Source organism: Vibrio kasasachensis (genome assembly GCF_050337565.1).
Taxonomy (GTDB): Bacteria; Pseudomonadota; Gammaproteobacteria; order Enterobacterales; family Vibrionaceae; genus Vibrio; species Vibrio kasasachensis.
Genome location: NZ_JAKJTB010000011.1, coordinates 392,565 through 413,718, shown reverse-complemented (window position 1 = coordinate 413,718; position 21,154 = coordinate 392,565). Strand labels below are relative to the sequence as shown.

Below are 21,154 nucleotides of genomic sequence, written 5' to 3'. Positions count from 1 at the left end.
CCAAATGGTTGATTCAACCATTTAAAATAAAAATAACAGAACAATTAAAGTAACTTAACAACATGGACAGAATGAAATGAAACCCGCTACTGCTCTCCTATTAGGGCTCTTTTCGACTTCCAGCGTCTATTCAAATGACGAATTACCCGAACAAGAAGTCATCGTTAGAGATAAAATTGAAGCACCTTTAACCAGTAAAGAAACATTAACTTCAGAAGATATTAAAAAAAGACCAACCGGCGACGGTAATATCACGGATTTATTAAAAACAAACCCTGCGGTGCAGTTCTCAAATAGTGGAAATAATGGCTTGAGCCAAGGTGAAATAAAACCATCTGATATTTCCATTCACGGTTCTACTGCTTATCAAAACTCATTCACACTCGATGGAATGAGTATAAATAACGATATAGATCCCGCTGATAATGGTTTGGGTGTGACCAATTCCAATTTATCTTCGGATGAACAAGGGTTTTATCTTGATAGCCGTTTGATTGAAAGCGTCACCGTTTATGATGCCAACGTCCCTGTTGAATTTGGCGGTTTTACTGGCGGTGTGGTTGAAACAACAAGTCGCAGTTGGCAAGGTGCCACATCAGCGAACGTCTATTACCGTCAAACCGATTCTTCATGGAATAAAACCCATGTCGATGACAAATTAGAATTCAATTCCAGCAACAATGATGTCAGCAACCCAGCACGCTTTCAGCCCGATTACGTTAAACGTAGTTACGGCGTCACATTTGAAACAGGTATTACTGACGACTTAGGCTTTGTTGCTTCGATATCGCGCCGTACTTCATCGATTCCTATGGCCCAAGTAGGTGGTCGTAGCATTGTTCTGGAAGGCGATAAACTCGCTGGCTTTGAATACGACGATAGCATTAAAGATCAAACCCGCCTCTCCGATAATGCCTTTGCCAAATTTACTTGGTATGCATCAGCTCGTACGACCGCAAACTTAAGTATTGCGCTATCACAATACGAATCCGAACTTTTCATGAACGGGGTCGCGAACTCAGATTACACCGAAGAACACAATGGTTTAGCCACCACTCTACAAATTGAACATATGCTTGATGCCGGTACGCTTGACGTATCACTAGGGCATCAGGCGATGGAAGATATTCGAACCGGAGAACAAAATTACTTTGTTCAGCTGGAAGACTTTACCGATTGGCAAAACCCCGTCACGTTTGCTTCTGGTGGTCCGGGTAACCTACGTACAGAACAAAACAACACGTCACTTAAAGGCAAAATGTCGTTCAATCCTGAACGAGTCGGCAAAACCACGCATCAGTTTGTCGTCGGTGGCGAAGCGACTCACACCAATGCCAAATACATTCGTGAAGAGACCTACTTTAGAAACGGTTATCGTGGTATGTGGGATTTTATGGCGAGTGCAAATTATGCCAATCAGGTCGATGCGTTCTTCGCTGGAACCTATACCACCAAATACACCAACGCCGCTCTATTCGCTGAAGATACGATTAAAGTAGATGACTTCACAATCCGCCTTGGTTTGCGTGCCGAGCGGGATGATTTTGTTGAAAACAACAACTTTGCCCCTCGCTTCACCGCTAGTTGGGATGTGTTAAGTAATGGCAATACTGTACTGACAGCCGGTGCTAATCGTTACTATGGTCGTTCAATGCTGACTTACGCTCTATATGAAGGTCAAAATGCCGGATTGAAGCACTGTTACATGATGTGTGATCCCAACAGTGAACAGCAAGACAGTTGGACATCGACCTCAGATTACGAGGGTATGTCTGATCTGAAAACCCCCTACAACGATGAGCTGTCTCTCGGGTTACAGCAAATGTGGCGCAATAGTATTTGGTCGCTCAACTATGTGCATCGTTTAGGGCGTGACGAAGTACGAAGCCGTCCTAAATACCCAGGCACTTCTGATCCAAATGAAGCACGTATCCGCACCTTTGACAGTGGTGGTGAGACTAAGCACGACTCGGTATCACTAACGGTGCGCAACCGCCTACCTGTGATGATTGAAAACGTACGTAACCAACTCAGCGCCTCGCTGGTTTGGCAACAGACTCAAAGCAATACCCCAAGCGATATGGGCTACGCGTTCTTCGACCCCAATACCAACCTTGACTACGACAAGGTGTGGTATGACGGCAAGATCATTAATGCGGCAGATCTTCCAAGTACCGATTTCAACTCGCCATTACGCGCTAACGTCGAATGGATTGCCGAGCTACCACAATATGGCACGACACTTTACAACCTATGGCAATGGCAAGACGGACGTGCTCAAGCAACTCGTCATGAGAATGACTACGCCGTCGACCCTTCGACTGGTAAACAAGTGCTCAAATACCAACGCGTTGATTTTGAAGACACCTTCCGTTGGGATTTAAAAGCGGAATGGAAACCAAGCTTTGCAAAAGGTGCGGCGGTGTCAGCTGAGATCACCAATCTACTCGACAACAAAAACGCCACCGATTCATTCGTGCACGAAGCTGAGGTTTACCGCATCTACGAAGCCGGTCGTCAATTCTGGTTACAAGCCAGCTACGACTATTAATGTACTCGGTTGGTTCTTTTCTATAAGGGCAGGCTCACCTGCCCTTTGATCTTATAGCAATAATAATTATGAATTTTCTCTCTCAATACTGGCAACTAGTGAAACCATTCTGGGTTTCAAAACAGCGCCTACCGTCCGTGGGGCTTTTGCTGATCATCATCAGCATGACTTTTGGTTCGGTTTGGCTAAGTGTGCAATTTAACCAATGGAACGGTGATTTTTACAATGCACTGCAACAATTGGATGGCTCGACGATTTACCGATTGCTCGGGCAATTCTGTTTACTCATTGGCTCGTTAATTTTAGTCAGTGTCTACAGCAGCTATCTGCAAAAACAATTACTTATCGACTGGCGCACTTGGATGACAAGCCAACTCACCGCGAAATGGCTATCTGACGACCATCATCATTTGCATATGAAATTAGCGCAAACAGAGCCAGACAACCCTGATCAACGCATCGCAGAAGACATTTACCTATTGATCGATCTGTCTCTTGATTTATTGCTCTCTTTCTTACGTTCGGTGCTTACTCTGGGGTCATTTCTCACCATTTTGTGGAATCTTTCCGGTGAGATGAGTTTTAACTGGTTAGGTGAGCAGTGGGATATTCCCGGCTATATGGTTTGGATGTGTATCGCTTATACCCTTGTTGGTACAGCCATTACGCATTGGATCGGTAAACCACTTCAACGCCTAAACTTCAACCAGCAAAAACGTGAAGCTGATTTTCGTTCAGCACTGATTGAACGACGTGAAAACAGTGAAATGATTGGTGCTCAAAACGGTGAAAGCATCGAACGAAGTGTGTTGGGAGACAAATTCAGTTGCGTCGCTAAAAACTGGTACAAACTCATGGTTAAAGAGCGGAATCTGGGCTTCTTTACTGTTGGTTATGCTCAAGTTTCTAGCTTGGCACCAATCTTTTTTGCTCTGCCGCAGTTCCTTTCAGGGGTAATTCAACTTGGTGGTCTTATGCAAATTAAGATGGCCTTCATGCAAGTTTCAGGATCGTTAAGCTGGTTTATCTACTCATACCGTGATTTAGCCAAATTAAGCGCAACCGTTGAGCGTTTGACCACGTTTACCCAGAAGTTGGCTGATATAGAACCACCAAACGCTGCGGAAAAGCCAATGTCGCCAAACGCGTTAAGCGCTAACATTCGCGTATTGCTCAGCGAAGACCAACCACTCTTGGCAATCGAAAATTTGAGCGTGGCGCAAGGTCAATTGGTGATGCTTAAAGGGCGTTCAGGGCTTGGTAAATCGAGCCTACTACGAGCATTAAGCGGTTTTTGGCCACACTATATTGGTGAATACCAACGCAGTGATTCCATTTGGATTCCGCAAAAACTCTATCTAACAACCACCAGTATCAAAGCCTTGATTTGCTACCCGAAATCGGCTGAAAACATTGATGACCTAGCATGTACTCAGGCGCTACTTCAAGTTGGGCTCACTTCACTAACCGATCAACTCGATCGTATTGAATCTTGGTCAACACAACTCTCAGGCGGCGAACAACAACGCTTGATGTTTGCACGCCTATTAATCAATAAGCCAGAGCTGATTTTGTTGGATGAAACGACATCTTCGCTTGATCAGACCGCCGCATCCGACATGGTTCGTACGTTAAAACAATCGCTCCCTGACAGCGCGATTTTGATGGTTACCCATCAATCCCAGCTTTGGTCCTTAGCGGACACATTGATCGATCTAGACCACACATCACCCGTTACAACAGGAGCTTAATGACATGCTAAAACCCACTTTCCTTTCCATCGCCATGGCATTGGCGATTGGCTTGACGGGTTGTCAATCTACCGCCTTTAATCAGCCGACAGCGGCTGAGACCAGCCAATATCAACCACTACCAATACGTGATGATATTTTCCGCTACTGGTTGGACAATGGTATGCAAGTGATTTTGCAACCCCGTAAAACACCGGGAGTAGAAATGCGACTCGTGGTTCATTCGGGATCGTTGCAAGAAGAAGAACAGCAACGAGGTTTAGCGCACTTCGTGGAACATATGGCATTTAAAGGCACAACCCATTTTCCTGATAGCCAAAGCTTCAAGGCGTTAGAATCACAAGGGATTAATTTAGGTTCTCACATCAATGCCGTAACGAGTTACAACAGCACAATCTATAAGTTGTCGCTACCGAACTCCTCAAGCAACACCACCGACTTAGGTCTGCGTATCCTGTCCGATTGGGCAAGCGAAATAAGCTTTGATCCACAAGCGTTTGAGCGCGAGCGTGAAGTCATCGTTGAAGAAAAGCGGCTACGCCAAGGTGTCGGATCTCGCATCAACGATCAACTGGAAGCCCTACGCTATCAAGGTAGCCGCCTTGCGGAGCGAAATGCGATTGGCACCATCGATGTTATTCGTCAAGCACCCGTAGAAGAAGCGATAGCGTATTATGAAAAATGGTATCAACCTCAGCGCATGACCATCATCGTTAACGGATCTTTCGATAACTTTACCGTACGAAGCCAAATTGAAGCACTTTTTAGCATCAAACAAAAGGGCACAACGCCTGTTGATCCTAGGGAATGGCAGCAATTCGAATCACACCAGAACCTGCGTATAGCGACTGTTTTTGACGCCGAGAATAGCCGCAGATTCATGCAGCTATTATTGCAAACCAATACCGAAGTTCCACTCAATACAGTAGAGGGGCAATGGCTTGAAACCCTCGATAGCATTTGGCTATCGGTATTGAACCAACGCCTGTCAATATTAGTTGCAAATGGCAAATTGAAAGCAGCCACCGCTGCTCCACAAAGCAATCTACTTAGCAACCAACGTGCACAGTTTTTACTAATTGCTCATCCATTCCGTCACCAATACGATGAGGCATTCACCCAACTCGCGACTGAGCTGCAACGTCTTGCTACACAACCAGTGAGCAAATCTGAGCTACAACAAGCGAAGCAAAGCATGCTGAGTAAAGTTTCACAGCAGGCGAAGCATCGAGCCGGATACTCAAACCAATATCTAGCCGATCAATTAGTTCAATCTGATAGCTACCAACTACCAATGATGGACAAAGCTCAACAGTTAGAAATAGTTGAAACATTCTTAAGCTCTTTGTCTGCACAAGATCTGCAACAACATGTTGCTAGCATTCTCGCTTCCGCTTCACCAAAACTCGCGCTTGTTGGTCCTGACAATGACAAAGCGAAAGTTGAGCTAGCGGAAATCCCTCTACAATGGCAAAGCATACGAGCTTCAAATCCACAGCCATTCACCTTAACCAAACCTGAAATCAATTTGACGGTAAAACCACAAGCCAGTGGTGAAATCATCGCGAAACATTCAACCGTTAATTTTGGTGAGCGACCAGTTTACGAATATCAATTAAGCAATGGCATGAAGGTTGTGGTCGTCAGCAAATCCGATCTAAAAGGCGGAACTCAAGTTAATCTCAGATTACTAGGAGGTCGCTCACTGGAGAACCACGGTCAGCTCGGTATTGTTGATTGGGCGGGTAAGTTAGCCGAGCAATGTGGCTATGGTGATTACACCGCACACCAACTGGCGCAATGGAGCAAACAGCACAGTACCAATGTATCACCATACAGTGAACTGCTGCATCATGGCTTTAGCGTAACTACTGATACCGAAAAAATGGATGATGCGCTCGCTTTACTCCACTTAAAACTCACTCAAGCAAACAGCTGCGAAAACAAACTGATTGAGATGAAACAATCAACCTTAGAGAACTTAAGCAAAGTGCCCGCTGAACGTATCTTTATGGACCAGATCAGTATCAGCGCTTTCGATCATGGTGAACGTTTAGTGGCGGCAGTTGATGGTGATTGGAACCAATTTACCCTAGAACAATTAACGGATTGGCGCCAAAAGTTAGTCGGCGACCCAGCGCAGATGATTACCACGATAGTAACCAATGCTACGGCAGAGAGCATTGAGCCAAGTATCGAGCGTTGGTTAGCATCACTGGCGAAGAATCCTCAACCAAAACTAGAAGCTATCGATAGAAACGTACGCCCTAAATCAATAGAAGAACAGCAGGTTTTTGCCATCGGTTCGAGTGATAAAGCCATGGTTCAGATTCAGTACAGTGAGATCCATCCATGGTCACTAGCAGAGCAAATGCAAATTCAATTACTTGAGCAAATCACTAACAACCGCCTGCGTGAAGCAGCTCGTGTACAAGCATCCGGTGTGTACGTGATCAACATGTCACAAATGCTAGCTCGAGATCCTTCACCGTATTACTTAGCTAGGCTGAACTTTACAACAGCCCCTGATCGAGCAGATGAGATAGCAGAGATCGCCAAGCGAGTGGTACAAAAAATCAAGCACAATGGTGTTACCCAAGCGGAATTAAACCAAGCGAAAAAAGCATGGGCAGTGAACCAAAGTCAGCAACAGCAATACAGTGATTATTGGGTTACCGCCTTCAGCCAAGATAGCTTCTCTGCGCATCCATACCAAGCCGTAACGCGGAGTAACGATGTTCTTCAAGCTGCCACTTTAGTTGACATCAATAAGCTGGCAAAAGAACTTCTCGGCAAGAATCAAAAAACCTTTTATTTGCTACCTAAGGCAACATAATTATTAGCGACAAATACAACAAAGGCCTCGAATGAGGCCTTTTTACTGATTGAATCTTGTTAGCGAAATAACAAGGTTAAAACTCTTTCATCAAGCGTTTGTATTCAACATCGTCTTGATACATTTTATGGAAGATTTTGTACTTCACATCATAGAAATGTTTAATCTTCTCGGTTTGCGGCATCACACTTTTGCTGATACGGCTCATGGCATTCATCGCATCAGGAATATCACTGTAGAAACCCGCAGCAACTGAACCTAGCATAGCCGAACCTAAAATCACCGCTTCACTCTCTTCTGGTAAGACGATCACACAGCTGGTCGCATTAGCATGTTCTTGTAGGAACACCGTATTCTTGGTGCCACCACCACACGCCATAATGGTATCAATTTCATAACCGGCATCGTTCATTACTTCGATGATATGGCGAGTACCCAAGGCGATACCTTGAATGGTGGCTAAGTATTGCAACGCCATATCATCCAAGGTTTTCGACATCTTCAGCCCTGACATCGTACCGGTTAAGTGCGCGTTAGCACGTGGAGAACGGTTGCCATGGAAGTAAGGCAATACGTGAATATCTTTGGTCAAAAATGCGATGTCTTCTTTACTGCCCGCCAACTGCAATAGTCGGTTGTTTAGCAACTCATACACCGTTTGCCCAAGCTTACTCGCCTGCTCTTTGGCACTTTCATATAGTGGATGAGAAGTGATGATATGGTCGATCAACGCCCCCGTTGCCGATTGCCCACCTTCATTGAGCCAATAATCAGGGATCATTGCGCCGTAGTAAGCGCCCCACACACCATCAATGAAACGAGCAGTTTTTGATGCCGCCATGTGGCAAGACGATGTGCCACCAATCAGCGCTAAACGCTTGTTGAAGTCGGCTTTTTCGCCCGTCATTCCTGCTGCGCCCAACACACCGATACCACCTGCGTGTGCATCAATAATTGAGGTGCCGACTGCAGTACCAGGCATCAAGCCCAGATCGTCCGCCGCATGAACCGTTAAACCATCACCCACTGGCTGACCCATAGGCAAAATGCGATCACCGATGGTTTTAGCGTTGTCTTCTAACAGGTCTTCAAGACCAATTAATTCAAAGAAGCTCTTGTCCCATTTGTTCTCATGTCCAAGGTAGGTCCACTTACAAACGGTTGAGCACAACGAGCGGCTATCATCAAACGTCGCTTTCCAAGTCAGAAAGTCTGGCAAATCAAAGAAGTAGCCTGCTTTTGACCAAGTATTGGGCATATTCTGCTTTAGCCACAACAACTTAGGCGTCTGCATTTCAGGAGAAATACGATTGCCAACATACGCCAATACAGGGTGCTCAGTTTTGTTGATGCGATCCGCTTGCGCAATAGCGCGGTGATCCATCCACATCACGATATTTTGCTCGCTACGACCGGTTGGGCTAACCGTTAACGGTTGACCATTTCTATCCAAAACGACCAATGAACAGGTTGCATCAAAACCGATACCTTTGACTTGAATCGGCTCGATGTTGGCTTGCGAGACTGCATCTTTGACAGCCAAACAAACACATTGCCAAATATCATCAGAAGATTGCTCAACGAAGTCAGCTTGAGGTTTAAACATCAATGTATCGCGTTTGGCTTCGCCGACTTTACGCCCAAGAGCATCGAAAACTCCCGCTCGTGCGCTGCCACTGCCTACATCAACGCCGATAAAATAAATACTCATATACTACCCCGTTAAGCCTTATTTTTTTGTAAGAAGATAAATAGGATCAAGATGGCACCCCAAAGTGCCATAGTGAGATAGCTGCTCACTCCCAGCAAGTTAAGACCACTTTCCAGTGTTTGTAGCACTACCAACGCAAGACCAATACCGATGATGCGACCAAAGCCTCCATCAGGGTTAATACCACCTAATACCGAAGCCAAAATCGCAATCAGTAAGTAAGATTCACCATAACCCGCTTTAGCTGAGTTAAATTTAGCCATCATAACGATTGCGGCTACCCAACAAAGCATTGAAGAAATAATGTAGACATACAGCGTGGCTTTTTGCGTGTTAATGCCTGAGAAGCGCGTGGCTTTCTCATTCGAACCCATTAGATATATGGTACGTCCAAGGCTTGTGTGTTCAAGTAACCCCCATAGACCAATGGCAAAAGCAACGAACAGGATCAGTGGCATTGGGATGCCCAGCACCGAACCGTTACCCAGTACCAGAATCGCCTCTGGGAAACCAGAGATAACACTACCGCCGGATATCAAGACATTTAGACCGTTGATCAGCGTCATCATACCTAACGTAGCAAGGATGGGAGAAACACCCACATAAGCGATTAACGCGCCATTAAGCAACCCAATAATAACCGCAGTAACCAAACCACCCGCTAACGCCATCACTAACATTGCCGAACTATCTGGCGCTATGGTGATAATACTCGCCATCACCAAGCCACATGCGTTAGTCGTGGCTATGATTGAGAGGTTAATACCACCTGTCAGCATACAGACAGCCATTGCTAGAGCTAGCAAGCCCAGTAGCGGCATTTGCGATGACATTGATTGTAAGTTGTCGATGGAGAAGAACGCTTGTCCGCTAGAAAATCCCATCACCGCCAAAATGCCAGTTAAGATCACCAACAAGTAACGAATGTTCTTATCGGTTGGCAATTTCAAACTATTAAGTATCTGTTCCATTATGCCCCCTGCGCCGCTTGTTTTTTCTCATTAATCGCTGTCATGCTGATACTGCAAACAATAATCAAGCCGGTCACGACCGTGTGCCAGTACGAAGGTACGCCAAGTAACGTCAAACCATTTTTCACTATCGCTAGCAAAATCACGCCGAGCACGACGCCAAACAGAGTACCTTTACCACCGCTCATGCTGGTGCCTCCGAGTACTACTGCGGCTAGAACCGTTAGTTCAAAGCCCATTAAAGAGTTAGGCGCAACAGACTGAGTGATTTGAGTTTGCACCACTGAAGCGATGCCCGCTAATGCCCCCATGTAGCCATAAACAAACAGGTTGATGCCAAACAAGTTGATGCCAATACGGCTCGCTGCGTCAGCGTTGCCACCCACAGCGTAAATCTGACGACCTAAGCGTGTTTTTAACATCAAAAAGGAAGTCAGAGCAATCATGGCAAGTAGCGTTAAAATGGGTAAAGACAGACCATAGTCATAGCCATCACTGCCAGTGAAAGTAAACAGCTCTACCCCATCCATAAACCAATCCGGGAAGCCGTATAACCACTCACCATTGCTAAAGTAAATCAGCAAACCAAAGAACAAGTTAAGAGTAGAAATGGTGATGATGATTGCCGGCACTTTGAGTTTGTACACTAGCGTAGCGTTAATCATACCCAGCAGCACACCCACAACTGTGGCGATACCGAAGGCAATCATAAAGTTGCCACCGACACTCAAAATGTAAGTCGCCGCCACATATTGGGCTATCGCTGCCGTCGCAGGAAACGAGATATCGATGCCACCAGCAATCAATACCACAAACAAACCACATGCCATTATGCCCAGTATTGCCGAACTGACTGACATATCGAACACATTGCCTAGGGTAAGGAAATCTTCTGATGTGAAGGCTAATACGCCCACAATCAAAACAATCATCATCGAAAGATAAAACTCGTGTCGCTTGGCAAACGAAGACAGAGCACAACGAAATTGACTAAGCATTGACTGCCTCCATAATTTCTTGCTCTGTACATTGAGTTGGCTGGAAGTCATGAGTAAAACGTCCTTCTTTCATCACAATCACACGGTGACTGTTATAAAACACTTCTGGGATTTCATCGCTAACCATGATGATCGCGATGCCTTGTGCGGCAAGGTCTTTGGCAATGTTGTAAATTGCCTCTTTGTTGGCAACATCAACACCGACGGTAGGTGAATCCAAAATCAACACGTCTGGTTCTGCGGCAATCCATTTAGCAATCGAAATACGCTGCGCGTTACCACCCGAAAGGCTGGTAACAGGCAATTTTGGATCCGCTACCTTAATCGACAATGATGAAATGAGTGTCGCGACCAATTTGTTGGCGCGGATGTGGTCAAGAAAGCCAGACGGCTTTTTCAATCGAGTCAGAACCGACGCGGTAATATTGTCTTGAATAGCTTGTTCCATCACAAGCCCTGTCGACATGCGATCTTCTGATACATAACCAATACCTTGGGCAATCGCATCACGATTTGATGCAAATGAAGTCACTTGGTTGTTAACCAAAATCTCACCACTATCTGGCTTCGTCATACCAAACAGTGCCATACACAATTCTGTTCGACCCGCGCCTAACAAACCTGTGATAGAAACAATTTCCCCTTTACGTACAGAGAAAGAAATATCGTTGAACTGACCTTTTTTAGTCAGGTTTTTAACTTCTAGTTTTACGTCGCCTTGCAGTTGATAAGGTGCCAGCGGAGCAAACTCAAAACGCTGCCCTGTCATTAAAAATGCCAGCTCATCACTATCAACTTCGTCAGCTTGATAAGTGCCGACGGTGCGACCATCACGGATAACAGTAATGCGATCTGAGATCTCCATTACTTCATCCAGTTTGTGGCTAACAAACACCACAGTAACGCCTTTCGATTTCAGATCCGCCACCACTCCAATCAGGTGGTTTACTTCGGTGCGAGTAAGTGATGCCGTTGGCTCATCCATGATCATTAGTTTTGCATCTGATGCCATAGCACGGCAGATTGCCACCAATTGACACTCGGCGATGGAAAGTTGCTCAACACGTTTTTCTAGTGGTAATTTTACGCCCACTTTTGCCATGGCTTTGATTGCAATTTCTTGAATACGTTTTTGCTGAACTAATCCTTTTGTCCACTCAACATGATCTTGAATTGCAATGTTCTCTGCGACGGTCAGGTTAGGAAATAGCGAGAGATCTTGATAGATAACCTGAATGCCGTGCTCAATCGATTGCTGAGGGTTTAAACGTTGGTAGCTCTTGCCACCAAGAATGATTTCTGCGCCTTTCTCAGGAGCATGAACACCAGAGATCACTTTAAAAAGCGTGCTCTTACCGCAACCGTTCTTACCGGCTAAACAGTGAACTTCGCCTTGATTGAAAGTGAGGTTTACGCCATCCAGTGCTTTCACAGAGCCAAAGTGTTTCGACACCTGCTTGAGTGTAATAAAAGGAGTACCAGACATGAGAATTTCCAGAAGTCAGGGGGCGGCGTTGCACCGCCCCAAAATTAGAACAAGAGTAGAGCGTCTATAGATTAAAAACCTAGCTCGCGAGCATTGCTTTTATCTACTTCTAAGATTTTGTTGAACTTGATAACACGATTTTCAGTATCAATTTCCGCATCACCCAAACCTTTAACGTTAACACCTTTAGTTACGTCTTGACCTTCTAGCATCTGCTTAGCAACTGCTACCATTGCGTAACCAGCATCGGCAGGGTTCCAAAGGAAGCCTTTATCAATTTCGCCACGCATTAAGTAAGGTGCAGCTTGGCTTGGCATCATAATACCAACAACACTCATCTTATCTTTTGCACGCTTCTTCTTGATTGCTTCACCCGCACCAATACCGCCCAAAGAACCGTAAGAAACAATACCAACCATATCAGAGTGGGCTTTCATCAGATCGTTTGTCGCCGCGTAAGATTGGTCGATACTTTCTGCAACAGGCATACGGCTGGTTACTTCATACATACCTGGGTATGTGTTCTTTTGATAATCAATCGCAAGATTTGCCCAGTTATTGTGTAGTGGTACGGTTAGCGAGCCAACGTATACTGCGTAACCACCTTTCTCACCCATGTTTTTCGCCAATTCATCCATGGTCGCTTTTGCGTATGCTTGGTTATCGATCGTTTCGATATCCCAATCTGCGCCATGACCATCTGGTGATTCGTGAGTCAGTACGATGATGCCTTTCTCACGTGCTTTTTTAAACACAGGCTCTAGAACCGTTACATCATTAGGTACCACTGTAATCGCATCCACACCTTTTGCGATCAAGTCTTCAATGATTTTCACTTGTTGTGCTGGATCTGGTGTTGAAGGACCAAGCTGACGCGCGTTAACGCCAAAATCAGTCGCCGCTTGCTCAATACCTTTATTCATTTGGTTAAACCAAGGAATGCCCGATACTTTAACAACGTTAACGATTTCATAATCTTTAGCTTGTACACCGGCAGCAGCAAGCGCAAGCGTTAAAGCCGCAGCTTTCAGTAAGACCTTTTTCATCTTCATCAATCCTTTTATCTATGTATTAGTTATGTGTAGGGTTAAGGTGAGTCGATGAGGAGATGGTAAGCCCCAACAGAAGCAACTTACGGGAGATGTCGCAAAAAACGTGATCAAGGCACGTTAGTGATAAATTACATAGTAAACGCCGTTATCAGAACGTTAACATGGAAGTGTTACGTAATTTTTAGATCAACAGGGAGAGATTAAAGGCACTAAAATGGAACAATTAAGGATCAATTCAATAACAAGTTTTTATGCCATTTCGGCATGCAAACGATTTCCTCATCCATTTACGACTTACATCGCGTCTTGAATTAATAATAATCGGATTTTGATCACTTTTTACGTGTAACAGAATGCCCTTTAAATAATGGATGAGAGTGGAAAATTCAATTTTCGCGATAATAACTGATAGGTGTGGCAAATTTGTTTGTCGTTAAGTTACATCTTTAGTCATCCAGATTAGCTTTACACTGCTTTACGTAGCTTGACCGCAGCTTACAGTAGAACAACTAAAGTATAAGCTCTATAGGAGCTTAACCATGAACCGACTTTATCGTTACATTCTACTTTTGGTGGCAGCTTGCTGCTTTATCTGGTTTCAAGCTGAGCCTAACTTTTTTAGCTACGACAATTTTATGCAGTGGCGCAGTGCGCTCATCCAAGCGACTGGAATCATCTCGCTACTATTGCTAACCATAACAATGCTACTCGCACTTCGTCTGCCGTTTGTCGAAAAGCTCACCGCTGGGCTCGACAAATCTTATCGGCTGCATAAATGGACGGCAATCTATGGTGTAGTCATTGGCGCTGTACATTGGTTGCTAGCAATTGTACCGAAAAAGTTGGTTGAACTTGGCATACTAGAGCGTGCTGGACGCAATCGTCCTCAGTTTGATGCTGACTCTTTGCAAGCCATCGTCATGAGCCTACGAGGTGGTGCAGAATCCGTGGGAGAGTTAAGCCTGTACCTATTTATCGCACTAACACTCATCGCCCTATTTGCACCGATTAAATACAAGAGATTTCGTATTACCCACAAACTGATGGCTTTGATGTTCATCGTTATTGCCTATCACTCTGCGGTATTAGTTAAACCTGCTTATTGGGATAACCTAATCACGCCATTGGTGATAAGCTTAGCCATGGCTGGCACAATCAGTGCTGTTATGAGCCTATTGGGGCTAATTGGTAAACGCCGAACTTTTCAAGGAAGTGTTAAGAACGTTGAGCATGACGAGCTTAACCAGACCACCAAAGTACAAATAGCTCTCCCACGTTGGCAAGGGCATAAAGCGGGACAATTCGCTTTTCTGAAAGTCGCAGGAGAAGAGCCACACCCATTTACCATCACCTCTTCAAGCCAAGCACCTTTGGTTGAATTTACCATCAAAGCACTCGGTGACTTTACCTCGATCTTGCACCAACAATTGAAAGTGGGTGACCAAGTAGAAATTGAAGGACCTTATGGTGACTTTAAATTTGATGATAACAAGCCACAAATATGGATTGCCGGAGGCATTGGTTGCGCGGCGTTTAAAGCGCGTTTGGCAGAGCTAAAACTGAACAACGACCATTCACCAGTGACTTTTTACTACTGTACTCAAGCACCCTCGCCCTCTCTTATCAGAGAATTTGAACGGGCAGCTGCCGAGGCTAATATAGAATTTCATGTGATTGATAACCGCCTGATGAGCTTTCTCACCATTGATGAAATTAAACAGCGCAAAGGTGATTTGAGTAATTCAAGTATCTGGTTTTGCGGACCCACTGGATTTGGTGAGTCACTGAAAAATCAGCTTAAATTGCAACGATTTAACCTTGCCCACTTCCATAACGAACTGTTTAACTTTAGATAAAAAAAGGAGCTCATTGAGCTCCTTAGCACCTCAAGTTTAAGTCAATATAATTAAATATTTGGACGTGCTGTCTCTATACTAGACGGCGGCAAGTGAGGCAATGTTACTTCAGGCAAATCACCGGTTAGAGAGCGTAAGAACTCGGTGATTTTTGCCGACTCTTCTTTACTTAGCTTCTGCCCAAGTTGCAAATCAGCCATCATTGAAACGGCTTCTTCGAGATCCCACACTGAGCCATCATGGAAGTACGGGTAGGTCAGGTCGATATTGCGCAGTGTCGGCACTTTAAACACGAACTTATCGAAATCATTACCAGTAATAGCTTTGCGCCCAATATCTGGATTATCGGTGGCAAATGGTTTCACTAAGCCCATTTTTTGATACATCTGCCCACCAGCAAGCGGACCTGCGTGACACGCGGTACATCCTTTTTCTTTAAACAGCTTATAACCTTCAACTTGCACGACGGTCAAAGCACTGTCATCACCTTTTAGCCACTTATCAAACGGCGCGTTCGGGGTGCGAAGTGTTTTCTCAAAAATGGCGATGGCGTCGGTTACTTCATCAATCGTAATGGTTTCAACGCCATAAGAGTCTTTAAACCACTGACGATATTGAGGGATAGACTGAAGCGTATCAATGGCTAGATCATGGGTAAATGCCATCTCTAATGGGTTAGCAATCGGACCTGCGGCTTGCTCTTGTAGATCTTTTGCTCGCCCATTCCAAAACTGAACAAAGTTGAGATCCGAGTTAAATACCGTTGGTGAGTTGATAGGACCAATCGCCCACTTGTGACCAATTGAGGTTGGTAGGTTATCTACTCCACCTTTGGCAATATTGTGGCATGAGTTACATGAAATGGTGTTTGATGCCGAAAGACGCGGTTCAAACCATAAGGTTTTTCCCAGTTCTACTTTCTTTGCATCTAAGCCGATTATAGGCTCGATTGCTTTAATGGGTTCTTGGTTTTGACGTTCGGCATACGCGCCAAACGAAAGAGCCGACAATACACAAACTGCTACTATTGTTTTCATTGAGACTTCCTCTCTCAGAGATTCAACAAACCTCACTAACGTGGCGCTTTTCTTACTTGAAGCGCTCTCTACCCAAGTGCCTTCGAGATACGAAGTTACTTAAGCCAAATTCAAACTAAAGCAAACGTTAAACTGGTTAAAATGTAAAAAATCGATAGAGGTGATGGTAATAATCGATGTTAAAAGTGATTAATATTTGAACACCTTGCTGTGTCTATCCTTATGGTCTTATTGTTACTTTTCGTTTACAAATTCATCAAAAATCTGATCGGTCAATTGATTGATTTAGGTCAATTCCACTTTTTCTATACCCAAGAAACTTGAAGGTGCAGGTAGGCGGCAAGTAAGAAAGCCCCCTGAGCATAGGTGAACTATGTGATTGGGGCGCACGAACACAGCCAACACCGCTGCAACTTCAAGTATGACGGGTATAGCAACATAAAAAAAGAATGGAATATATCCATCCTTCACTCACATTAGTCACATCAAGCTGGCGAATTTATCACTACTCAACGAGAACTTGCTAAACCCACCATTACCAATATTTCTGATGATCAAGCGCAGCGACGCAAGATGTCCCACCTGCAATAGCGGCAAATTTTAAACCATCTAACTTTTGACCTAACCATCCAAAAGGGTGGCTTAATACTAATGGCGCTTTAACTTGCTCTTCAGTAATTTGCTCAAAACCCACTTTGGCATAGAAGTTGGGATCGCCATAGGTCAAAACCATTTCAACGCCATTCTCTTTCAGCGCCTCTATACCAAACTGAATCAACTTTTGTCCAACACCCTCACCTTGCGACGCGGTTGCTACCGCTGCTGGCGAAAGAATATAAGCACTCACAGCGCTTTCAGCGAATTTGAATTTACTGAAAATAACACACCCGACCATGATTTCATTTTGGCTTGCTGCAACAATCAATAGATCTTCATTGGGTGTTGTGTTCACTAATTCATACGCCAGAGAGCCGACCATTTCACCTTCTTCAACACTTTCAGACGCAGTAAATGTGTTGAGAAATAACGCTTTGATTTCGTCTTTTTGAGAGTAATCTACAATTGAATATTTCATGTTATTCATCGTTTTCCTATTCTTCTACTTTGCTTAAACAACCACTTAAACCGCAGCTTAAGCCTTAATTAAAATAAACATCTGGTAATCAAACTGATGGTTACGCTGTCCATAGGCATGCAATTCACGCTCTATATCTTTTATTGCTTGCGAACCTGGCAATTGATCTTTTAACTGAGCAACTTGCTCAGCTAAGGGTTGGTAATAGGCTTCCCATGCAGCATCGCTAATTGGGAAGGTATCAATCACTTGATAGCCTGCCGCTTTGGCTTGCGCTACTCGTGCTTCTGCCGTGGTCATATCTGGGTATTCACTGCCCCAAAATGCTTTGTTGATCTCGCTTGGCTCATTCGTCGACCACACCAAATCACTCAGTACCAGCACCCCGCCGTCGCTTAACAATGGTCGCCACTGTTTAAAAGCATTGTTTACGCCCATGATGTAAGCGCTGCCTTCTGACCAAATCAAATCGAAAGACTCAGCAGCGTAAGGCAAGTCCGTCATGCTGGCACATTCAAAATGCACCTTATCGGCATAGGCTTGATTGTTTGCCTGCAAATCTTTGATTGCCTCTTCATCATTATCGATAGCAATGATTTGTGCATCGCACTGATCGGCTAACAATCGAGTGGCAATCCCTAACCCACAGCCAATTTCTAGAATATTGCGCGCGTCATGGGGCATTTTTGCCAATGCCGCCAATGTATCGGCTTCACTACCTGGACCACGCCTTTCAAGCACATCGAAGATGCGATAAAAGTCAGCCATATAGGCGTCATGAGTATTCATATCTTTAGATAACCACCGTAATCTCTGTGCGTCAGTCTCACTAAAACCTTGTTTGATTAACCAATCAATATGAGCATCTGGTGCAACTCTATCTAGCATTTCATGCCAATCATTGAGTGATTTTTCACCCAATAGTGCCGCCAATAAATCACGTGATTGCTGTTTCTGCGCGATCTCTTGATCAAGCTGATCAAGCCGCTCAACCAACAACGACCTCTCTACTTTGGCTTCAAGACAAGCTTTACACTCTTTGAGCGTTAAGCCTCCACTTTGCAGTTGCTGGATCAACCTTAGGCGTTGCAGGTCCATCTCACTGTATGCCCTGTAGCCATTGCTCATACGCTTACCATTTATCAAGCCTAGCTTCTCGTAATACAAAAGCGTGGTACGCGAGAGACCTACCTGTTCACCCAGCTCTGATATTCGGTACATATTGGCAACCTCGTTAATCCATTGTCATTGTAGAAGCGATCCTAAACTGTAGAGCCATAGACAGGTCAATCAATTTTTTTCAAAGTAGCAAAAATTTGTGTTGCTATGCTTCAGTCTATTTCACTAACGAGAAATACGAGCAAATTTCGAACAAACATAAATTTCATCACCATACTTACGGGGCGTATTAGGACTTGTATTCGAACAACAAAGGAAAGAGCAATGAAACAAAAACTGCTATTTGTTGCGCTATGCTTAGCATCCGCTAACGCTGTCGCAGCAAATCTACAAGTAGAGATGATTGATCTAAACAGTGGACAATCAGCGGGGACCATTACTGTAATGGAAAACCGATATGGCACTGTATTTACACCACAGCTCAAAGGATTGACTAGCGGACTCCATGGATTTCATGTTCACACCAACCCTTCATGTGATAGTGCGAAAAAAGGCGATAAAACAGTACTTGGCGGTGCCGCTGGCGGGCATTATGACCCAGAAAAAACGGGGAAGCATGGCACGCCATGGAGCAATGATAACCATCTAGGGGATTTACCGGCACTGTTTGTCGACGCTGATGGGACTGCGAGCCAAGCAGTATTGGCACCAAAAGTAAAACTCGCTGATCTAGATGGTCGTGCTTTAATGATTCACGCCGGAGGCGATAACCACTCAGATCATCCTTCGCCACTGGGTGGTGGCGGTGCACGCGTAGTATGTGGTGTGATTAAATAACGTATGTGTCATCATGCATTCAAAGCCGAGCGACTCTTCTGCTCGGCTTTTTTTGGGGGGGGATCGTTCTAATTTACTAGCACCAACGAATCTAAGATCCCCTTACCACTGTGGATGCCACCTTCATTTTCACTCGCTGGTTTACTGCGAATTAAATACCCAGCATACCCTTCAAAATCCGTCACCGGCTGACCTTGATAATGGGCGGTGAACAAACCAATTTCGCTAATCAAATCGTGAATAATACTTTGTTTACCATCGCGTATCGCTAGCGTTGGCTTTTCTCGCTCATGTGGATACAAACGCTGCATCAATGCCCAAGCATCGTATTCTTGTGGCTCTAACGTTTGTAGTTTTTCACTGATTTCCTCACCAAAAATACAGTGACCGCCACCCTCACCTTGATTTTTTAATACCCAGCCACGTTTATTAGCTTCACGGTTAAACCACTCAATCGTATTAGTGTTTACAGGCTTCATTTCAGCTAAAACGCTTTTCACCAACTCCGCTTCTTCAACAGAAAGCCCCCAGCGAAGATACTCTTGCGCGGGCAACATGGTTAAGACCATCTGCATGGTTTTACTGGTTGCGAGTTGCTGGCTGATTGTCGCATTCATAGCAACGTAGTGTTGCTCGATGAAAACCCGAGTTTGGCTCAATGTATGGCAACAAACCGCCTCGTTAAGCTCTGGTGCACAGTAATCTGAATATTGATAACCAGCGCGTAAGTACACCGCATCAATAGCACCAACACCATCAAGCATGAGGCGTTGATTACTACCACTAGAAAGCTGATGACTAAGTTGTGCAAAAGTACGTCTTACCGTGCGTATCCCTAATTTTTGCAGTTCAACTTCTAAAAGATGCTGGTCATACACATTGTCTTCATTTGGCTGAACCACCATCAAAAACGTCGCTTTGCCACCATCAGAGAATTGTTGTTTGATCTTGTTGGCTGCGGTAGCAATCCCCAAAGCGAGTTGCTCCATTCCATGGTTCTCCGCGGCTGTAGCCGTTAGCTCAACTGACCATTGCTGGTAATCCTCGCTCCACTGATCTTTGAGATAACGATGCAGTTGAGTTGCACGCTGACCAAAGGGAGCCATGCCCGCGGCAATGCCATTGAATTCGATCACCTTTGCTCCTAGATCTCGGTCATCCATAAAGTCGGTACGCATTAATAACAATGGCTTACGGGTGGATTTCAATCTATGTTCATCATCGCCATGAACTTGTTTATGCATCGACATAAGCAACCCAAAGAAGGGATCAGCCTTAGACATGTCATTTAACGATTGTTGCAAAAATTCATGATCTTCCGACGCGTTGCTAATCAACTTAGCAATCAACGGCGTCACTTTTAGTAAGTGCTGATACATATGACGTTCAAGTGTCGTCGGTGCAATACTAAATGGGCAATGCCTTGCGGTGTTGTCTGCTTGCTTAAAAGCAACACCATGCATGAGCGCCCACTCACAGGCATCTTCAATCACTTGCTGGGAAAGCAAAGGCTTAATTAAATCCAAGGTTTCTGGGGTGTTTTTCATTAATTCAATTCACACAATATTGATCGATGTCTTATCTACTAAGACGAACCTAGTTTGGAAAAGACGGCGCGAGTGTAAGGATTTTTTCATCCGCTTGATATAAAAATTTCCCGCAGCTGATTTCCTAGGAATTGGCTCCATTAAAGGGGAAACACCCAATCCAATAATTGACCGCTTTTTGAACAGGGGAATGGCTTGCAACTGCGTGAGTTAAGTCGCAATATATGGTCATATTATACCCAAACGATTGGAAGGTGCTGGTAGGCTACGCTGCTGCAACTTTAAGTCAGGCAGGTATATCATCCGTTATTCTCAGCAACTGATAAC

At 44.6% G+C, this 21,154-nt stretch carries 14 protein-coding genes; 5 read left to right on the top strand and 9 right to left on the bottom strand.

What is annotated here, in order from left to right; all coding sequences use genetic code 11:
* The first annotated feature begins 76 nt into the window (after positions 1-76).
* The 3 genes from L4C38_RS08770 (at position 77) to L4C38_RS08760 (ending at position 7,138) form a co-directional block, all read left to right on the top strand.
* Positions 77-2,551: a TonB-dependent receptor plug domain-containing protein gene (locus L4C38_RS08770; protein WP_428797158.1), complete on the top strand. Its 2,475-nt coding sequence runs from the start codon at positions 77-79 to the stop codon at positions 2,549-2,551.
* Positions 2,552-2,619: 68 nt separating this feature from the next.
* Entirely contained in the window at positions 2,620-4,302 is a 1,683-nt protein-coding gene (locus tag L4C38_RS08765) for an ABC transporter ATP-binding protein/permease (protein ID WP_428797157.1), read from the top strand.
* A 4-nt stretch (positions 4,303-4,306) separates the two neighbouring features.
* A complete protein-coding gene (locus L4C38_RS08760; protein ID WP_428797156.1) occupies positions 4,307-7,138 on the top strand; it encodes a M16 family metallopeptidase in 2,832 nt (943 codons plus the stop codon).
* A gap of 76 nt (positions 7,139-7,214) precedes the next feature.
* Here L4C38_RS08760 and L4C38_RS08755 read toward each other — a convergent pair whose 3' ends face one another.
* The 5 genes from L4C38_RS08755 to L4C38_RS08735 all read right to left on the bottom strand — a co-directional run bounded on the left by L4C38_RS08755 (position 7,215) and on the right by L4C38_RS08735 (position 13,350).
* Positions 7,215-8,849: an FGGY-family carbohydrate kinase gene (locus L4C38_RS08755; protein WP_428797155.1), complete on the bottom strand. Its 1,635-nt coding sequence runs from the start codon at positions 8,847-8,849 to the stop codon at positions 7,215-7,217.
* 11 nt (positions 8,850-8,860) lie between these two features.
* The gene (locus L4C38_RS08750) at positions 8,861-9,820 is read right to left on the bottom strand and encodes an ABC transporter permease (RefSeq protein ID WP_428797154.1); all 960 of its coding nucleotides are present in this window, start codon (positions 9,818-9,820) and stop codon (positions 8,861-8,863) included.
* Positions 9,820-10,818: an ABC transporter permease gene (locus L4C38_RS08745; protein WP_428797153.1), complete on the bottom strand. Its 999-nt coding sequence runs from the start codon at positions 10,816-10,818 to the stop codon at positions 9,820-9,822. Before L4C38_RS08745 ends, L4C38_RS08750 begins: the two co-directional genes overlap by 1 nt.
* Complete coding sequence (locus L4C38_RS08740) at positions 10,811-12,304, bottom strand: sugar ABC transporter ATP-binding protein (RefSeq protein ID WP_428797152.1); 1,494 nt, start codon at positions 12,302-12,304, stop codon at positions 10,811-10,813. Before L4C38_RS08740 ends, L4C38_RS08745 begins: the two co-directional genes overlap by 8 nt.
* Positions 12,305-12,375: 71 nt before the next feature.
* Positions 12,376-13,350 (bottom strand): autoinducer 2 ABC transporter substrate-binding protein, encoded by a 975-nt coding sequence (locus L4C38_RS08735; RefSeq protein WP_428797151.1) that lies wholly within the window; start codon positions 13,348-13,350, stop codon positions 12,376-12,378.
* A gap of 545 nt (positions 13,351-13,895) precedes the next feature.
* Here L4C38_RS08735 and L4C38_RS08730 point away from each other — a divergent pair.
* A complete protein-coding gene (locus L4C38_RS08730; RefSeq protein WP_428797150.1) occupies positions 13,896-15,212 on the top strand; it encodes a ferredoxin reductase family protein in 1,317 nt (438 codons plus the stop codon).
* A 50-nt stretch (positions 15,213-15,262) separates the two neighbouring features.
* On the opposite strand, the gene L4C38_RS08725 is transcribed toward L4C38_RS08730, so the two are convergent.
* From L4C38_RS08725 to L4C38_RS08715, 3 genes are all read right to left on the bottom strand, one after another.
* Positions 15,263-16,249: a cytochrome-c peroxidase gene (locus L4C38_RS08725; protein ID WP_428797149.1), complete on the bottom strand. Its 987-nt coding sequence runs from the start codon at positions 16,247-16,249 to the stop codon at positions 15,263-15,265.
* Between the two features lie 535 nt (positions 16,250-16,784).
* Positions 16,785-17,324, bottom strand: a complete 540-nt coding sequence (locus tag L4C38_RS08720) for a GNAT family N-acetyltransferase (protein WP_428797148.1) — start codon at positions 17,322-17,324, stop codon at positions 16,785-16,787.
* A gap of 57 nt (positions 17,325-17,381) precedes the next feature.
* Positions 17,382-18,545, bottom strand: a complete 1,164-nt coding sequence (locus L4C38_RS08715) for a MerR family transcriptional regulator (RefSeq protein WP_428797147.1) — start codon at positions 18,543-18,545, stop codon at positions 17,382-17,384.
* 222 nt (positions 18,546-18,767) lie between these two features.
* On the opposite strand from L4C38_RS08715, the gene sodC reads away from it, so the two are divergent.
* A complete protein-coding gene (gene sodC / locus L4C38_RS08710) occupies positions 18,768-19,280 on the top strand; it encodes a superoxide dismutase [Cu-Zn] SodC (RefSeq protein ID WP_428797146.1) in 513 nt (170 codons plus the stop codon).
* A 68-nt stretch (positions 19,281-19,348) separates the two neighbouring features.
* On the opposite strand, the gene L4C38_RS08705 is transcribed toward sodC, so the two are convergent.
* Entirely contained in the window at positions 19,349-20,827 is a 1,479-nt protein-coding gene (locus L4C38_RS08705; protein WP_428797145.1) for a glutathione synthase, read from the bottom strand.
* Between the last annotated feature and the right edge of the window lie 327 nt (positions 20,828-21,154).

What these genes read in the sequence shown, in the direction of transcription:
- L4C38_RS08770 (WP_428797158.1), top strand. Translation starts at nt 77, where the DNA reads ATGAAACCCGCTACTGCTCTCCTATTAGGGCTCTTTTCGACTTCCAGC.
- L4C38_RS08765 (WP_428797157.1), top strand. Translation starts at nt 2,620, where the DNA reads ATGAATTTTCTCTCTCAATACTGGCAACTAGTGAAACCATTCTGGGTT.
- L4C38_RS08760 (WP_428797156.1), top strand. Translation starts at nt 4,307, where the DNA reads ATGCTAAAACCCACTTTCCTTTCCATCGCCATGGCATTGGCGATTGGC.
- L4C38_RS08755 (WP_428797155.1), bottom strand. Translation starts at nt 8,849, where the DNA reads ATGAGTATTTATTTTATCGGCGTTGATGTAGGCAGTGGCAGCGCACGA.
- L4C38_RS08750 (WP_428797154.1), bottom strand. Translation starts at nt 9,820, where the DNA reads ATGGAACAGATACTTAATAGTTTGAAATTGCCAACCGATAAGAACATT.
- L4C38_RS08745 (WP_428797153.1), bottom strand. Translation starts at nt 10,818, where the DNA reads ATGCTTAGTCAATTTCGTTGTGCTCTGTCTTCGTTTGCCAAGCGACAC.
- L4C38_RS08740 (WP_428797152.1), bottom strand. Translation starts at nt 12,304, where the DNA reads ATGTCTGGTACTCCTTTTATTACACTCAAGCAGGTGTCGAAACACTTT.
- L4C38_RS08735 (WP_428797151.1), bottom strand. Translation starts at nt 13,350, where the DNA reads ATGAAAAAGGTCTTACTGAAAGCTGCGGCTTTAACGCTTGCGCTTGCT.
- L4C38_RS08730 (WP_428797150.1), top strand. Translation starts at nt 13,896, where the DNA reads ATGAACCGACTTTATCGTTACATTCTACTTTTGGTGGCAGCTTGCTGC.
- L4C38_RS08725 (WP_428797149.1), bottom strand. Translation starts at nt 16,249, where the DNA reads ATGAAAACAATAGTAGCAGTTTGTGTATTGTCGGCTCTTTCGTTTGGC.
- L4C38_RS08720 (WP_428797148.1), bottom strand. Translation starts at nt 17,324, where the DNA reads ATGAAATATTCAATTGTAGATTACTCTCAAAAAGACGAAATCAAAGCG.
- L4C38_RS08715 (WP_428797147.1), bottom strand. Translation starts at nt 18,545, where the DNA reads ATGTACCGAATATCAGAGCTGGGTGAACAGGTAGGTCTCTCGCGTACC.
- sodC (WP_428797146.1), top strand. Translation starts at nt 18,768, where the DNA reads ATGAAACAAAAACTGCTATTTGTTGCGCTATGCTTAGCATCCGCTAAC.
- L4C38_RS08705 (WP_428797145.1), bottom strand. Translation starts at nt 20,827, where the DNA reads ATGAAAAACACCCCAGAAACCTTGGATTTAATTAAGCCTTTGCTTTCC.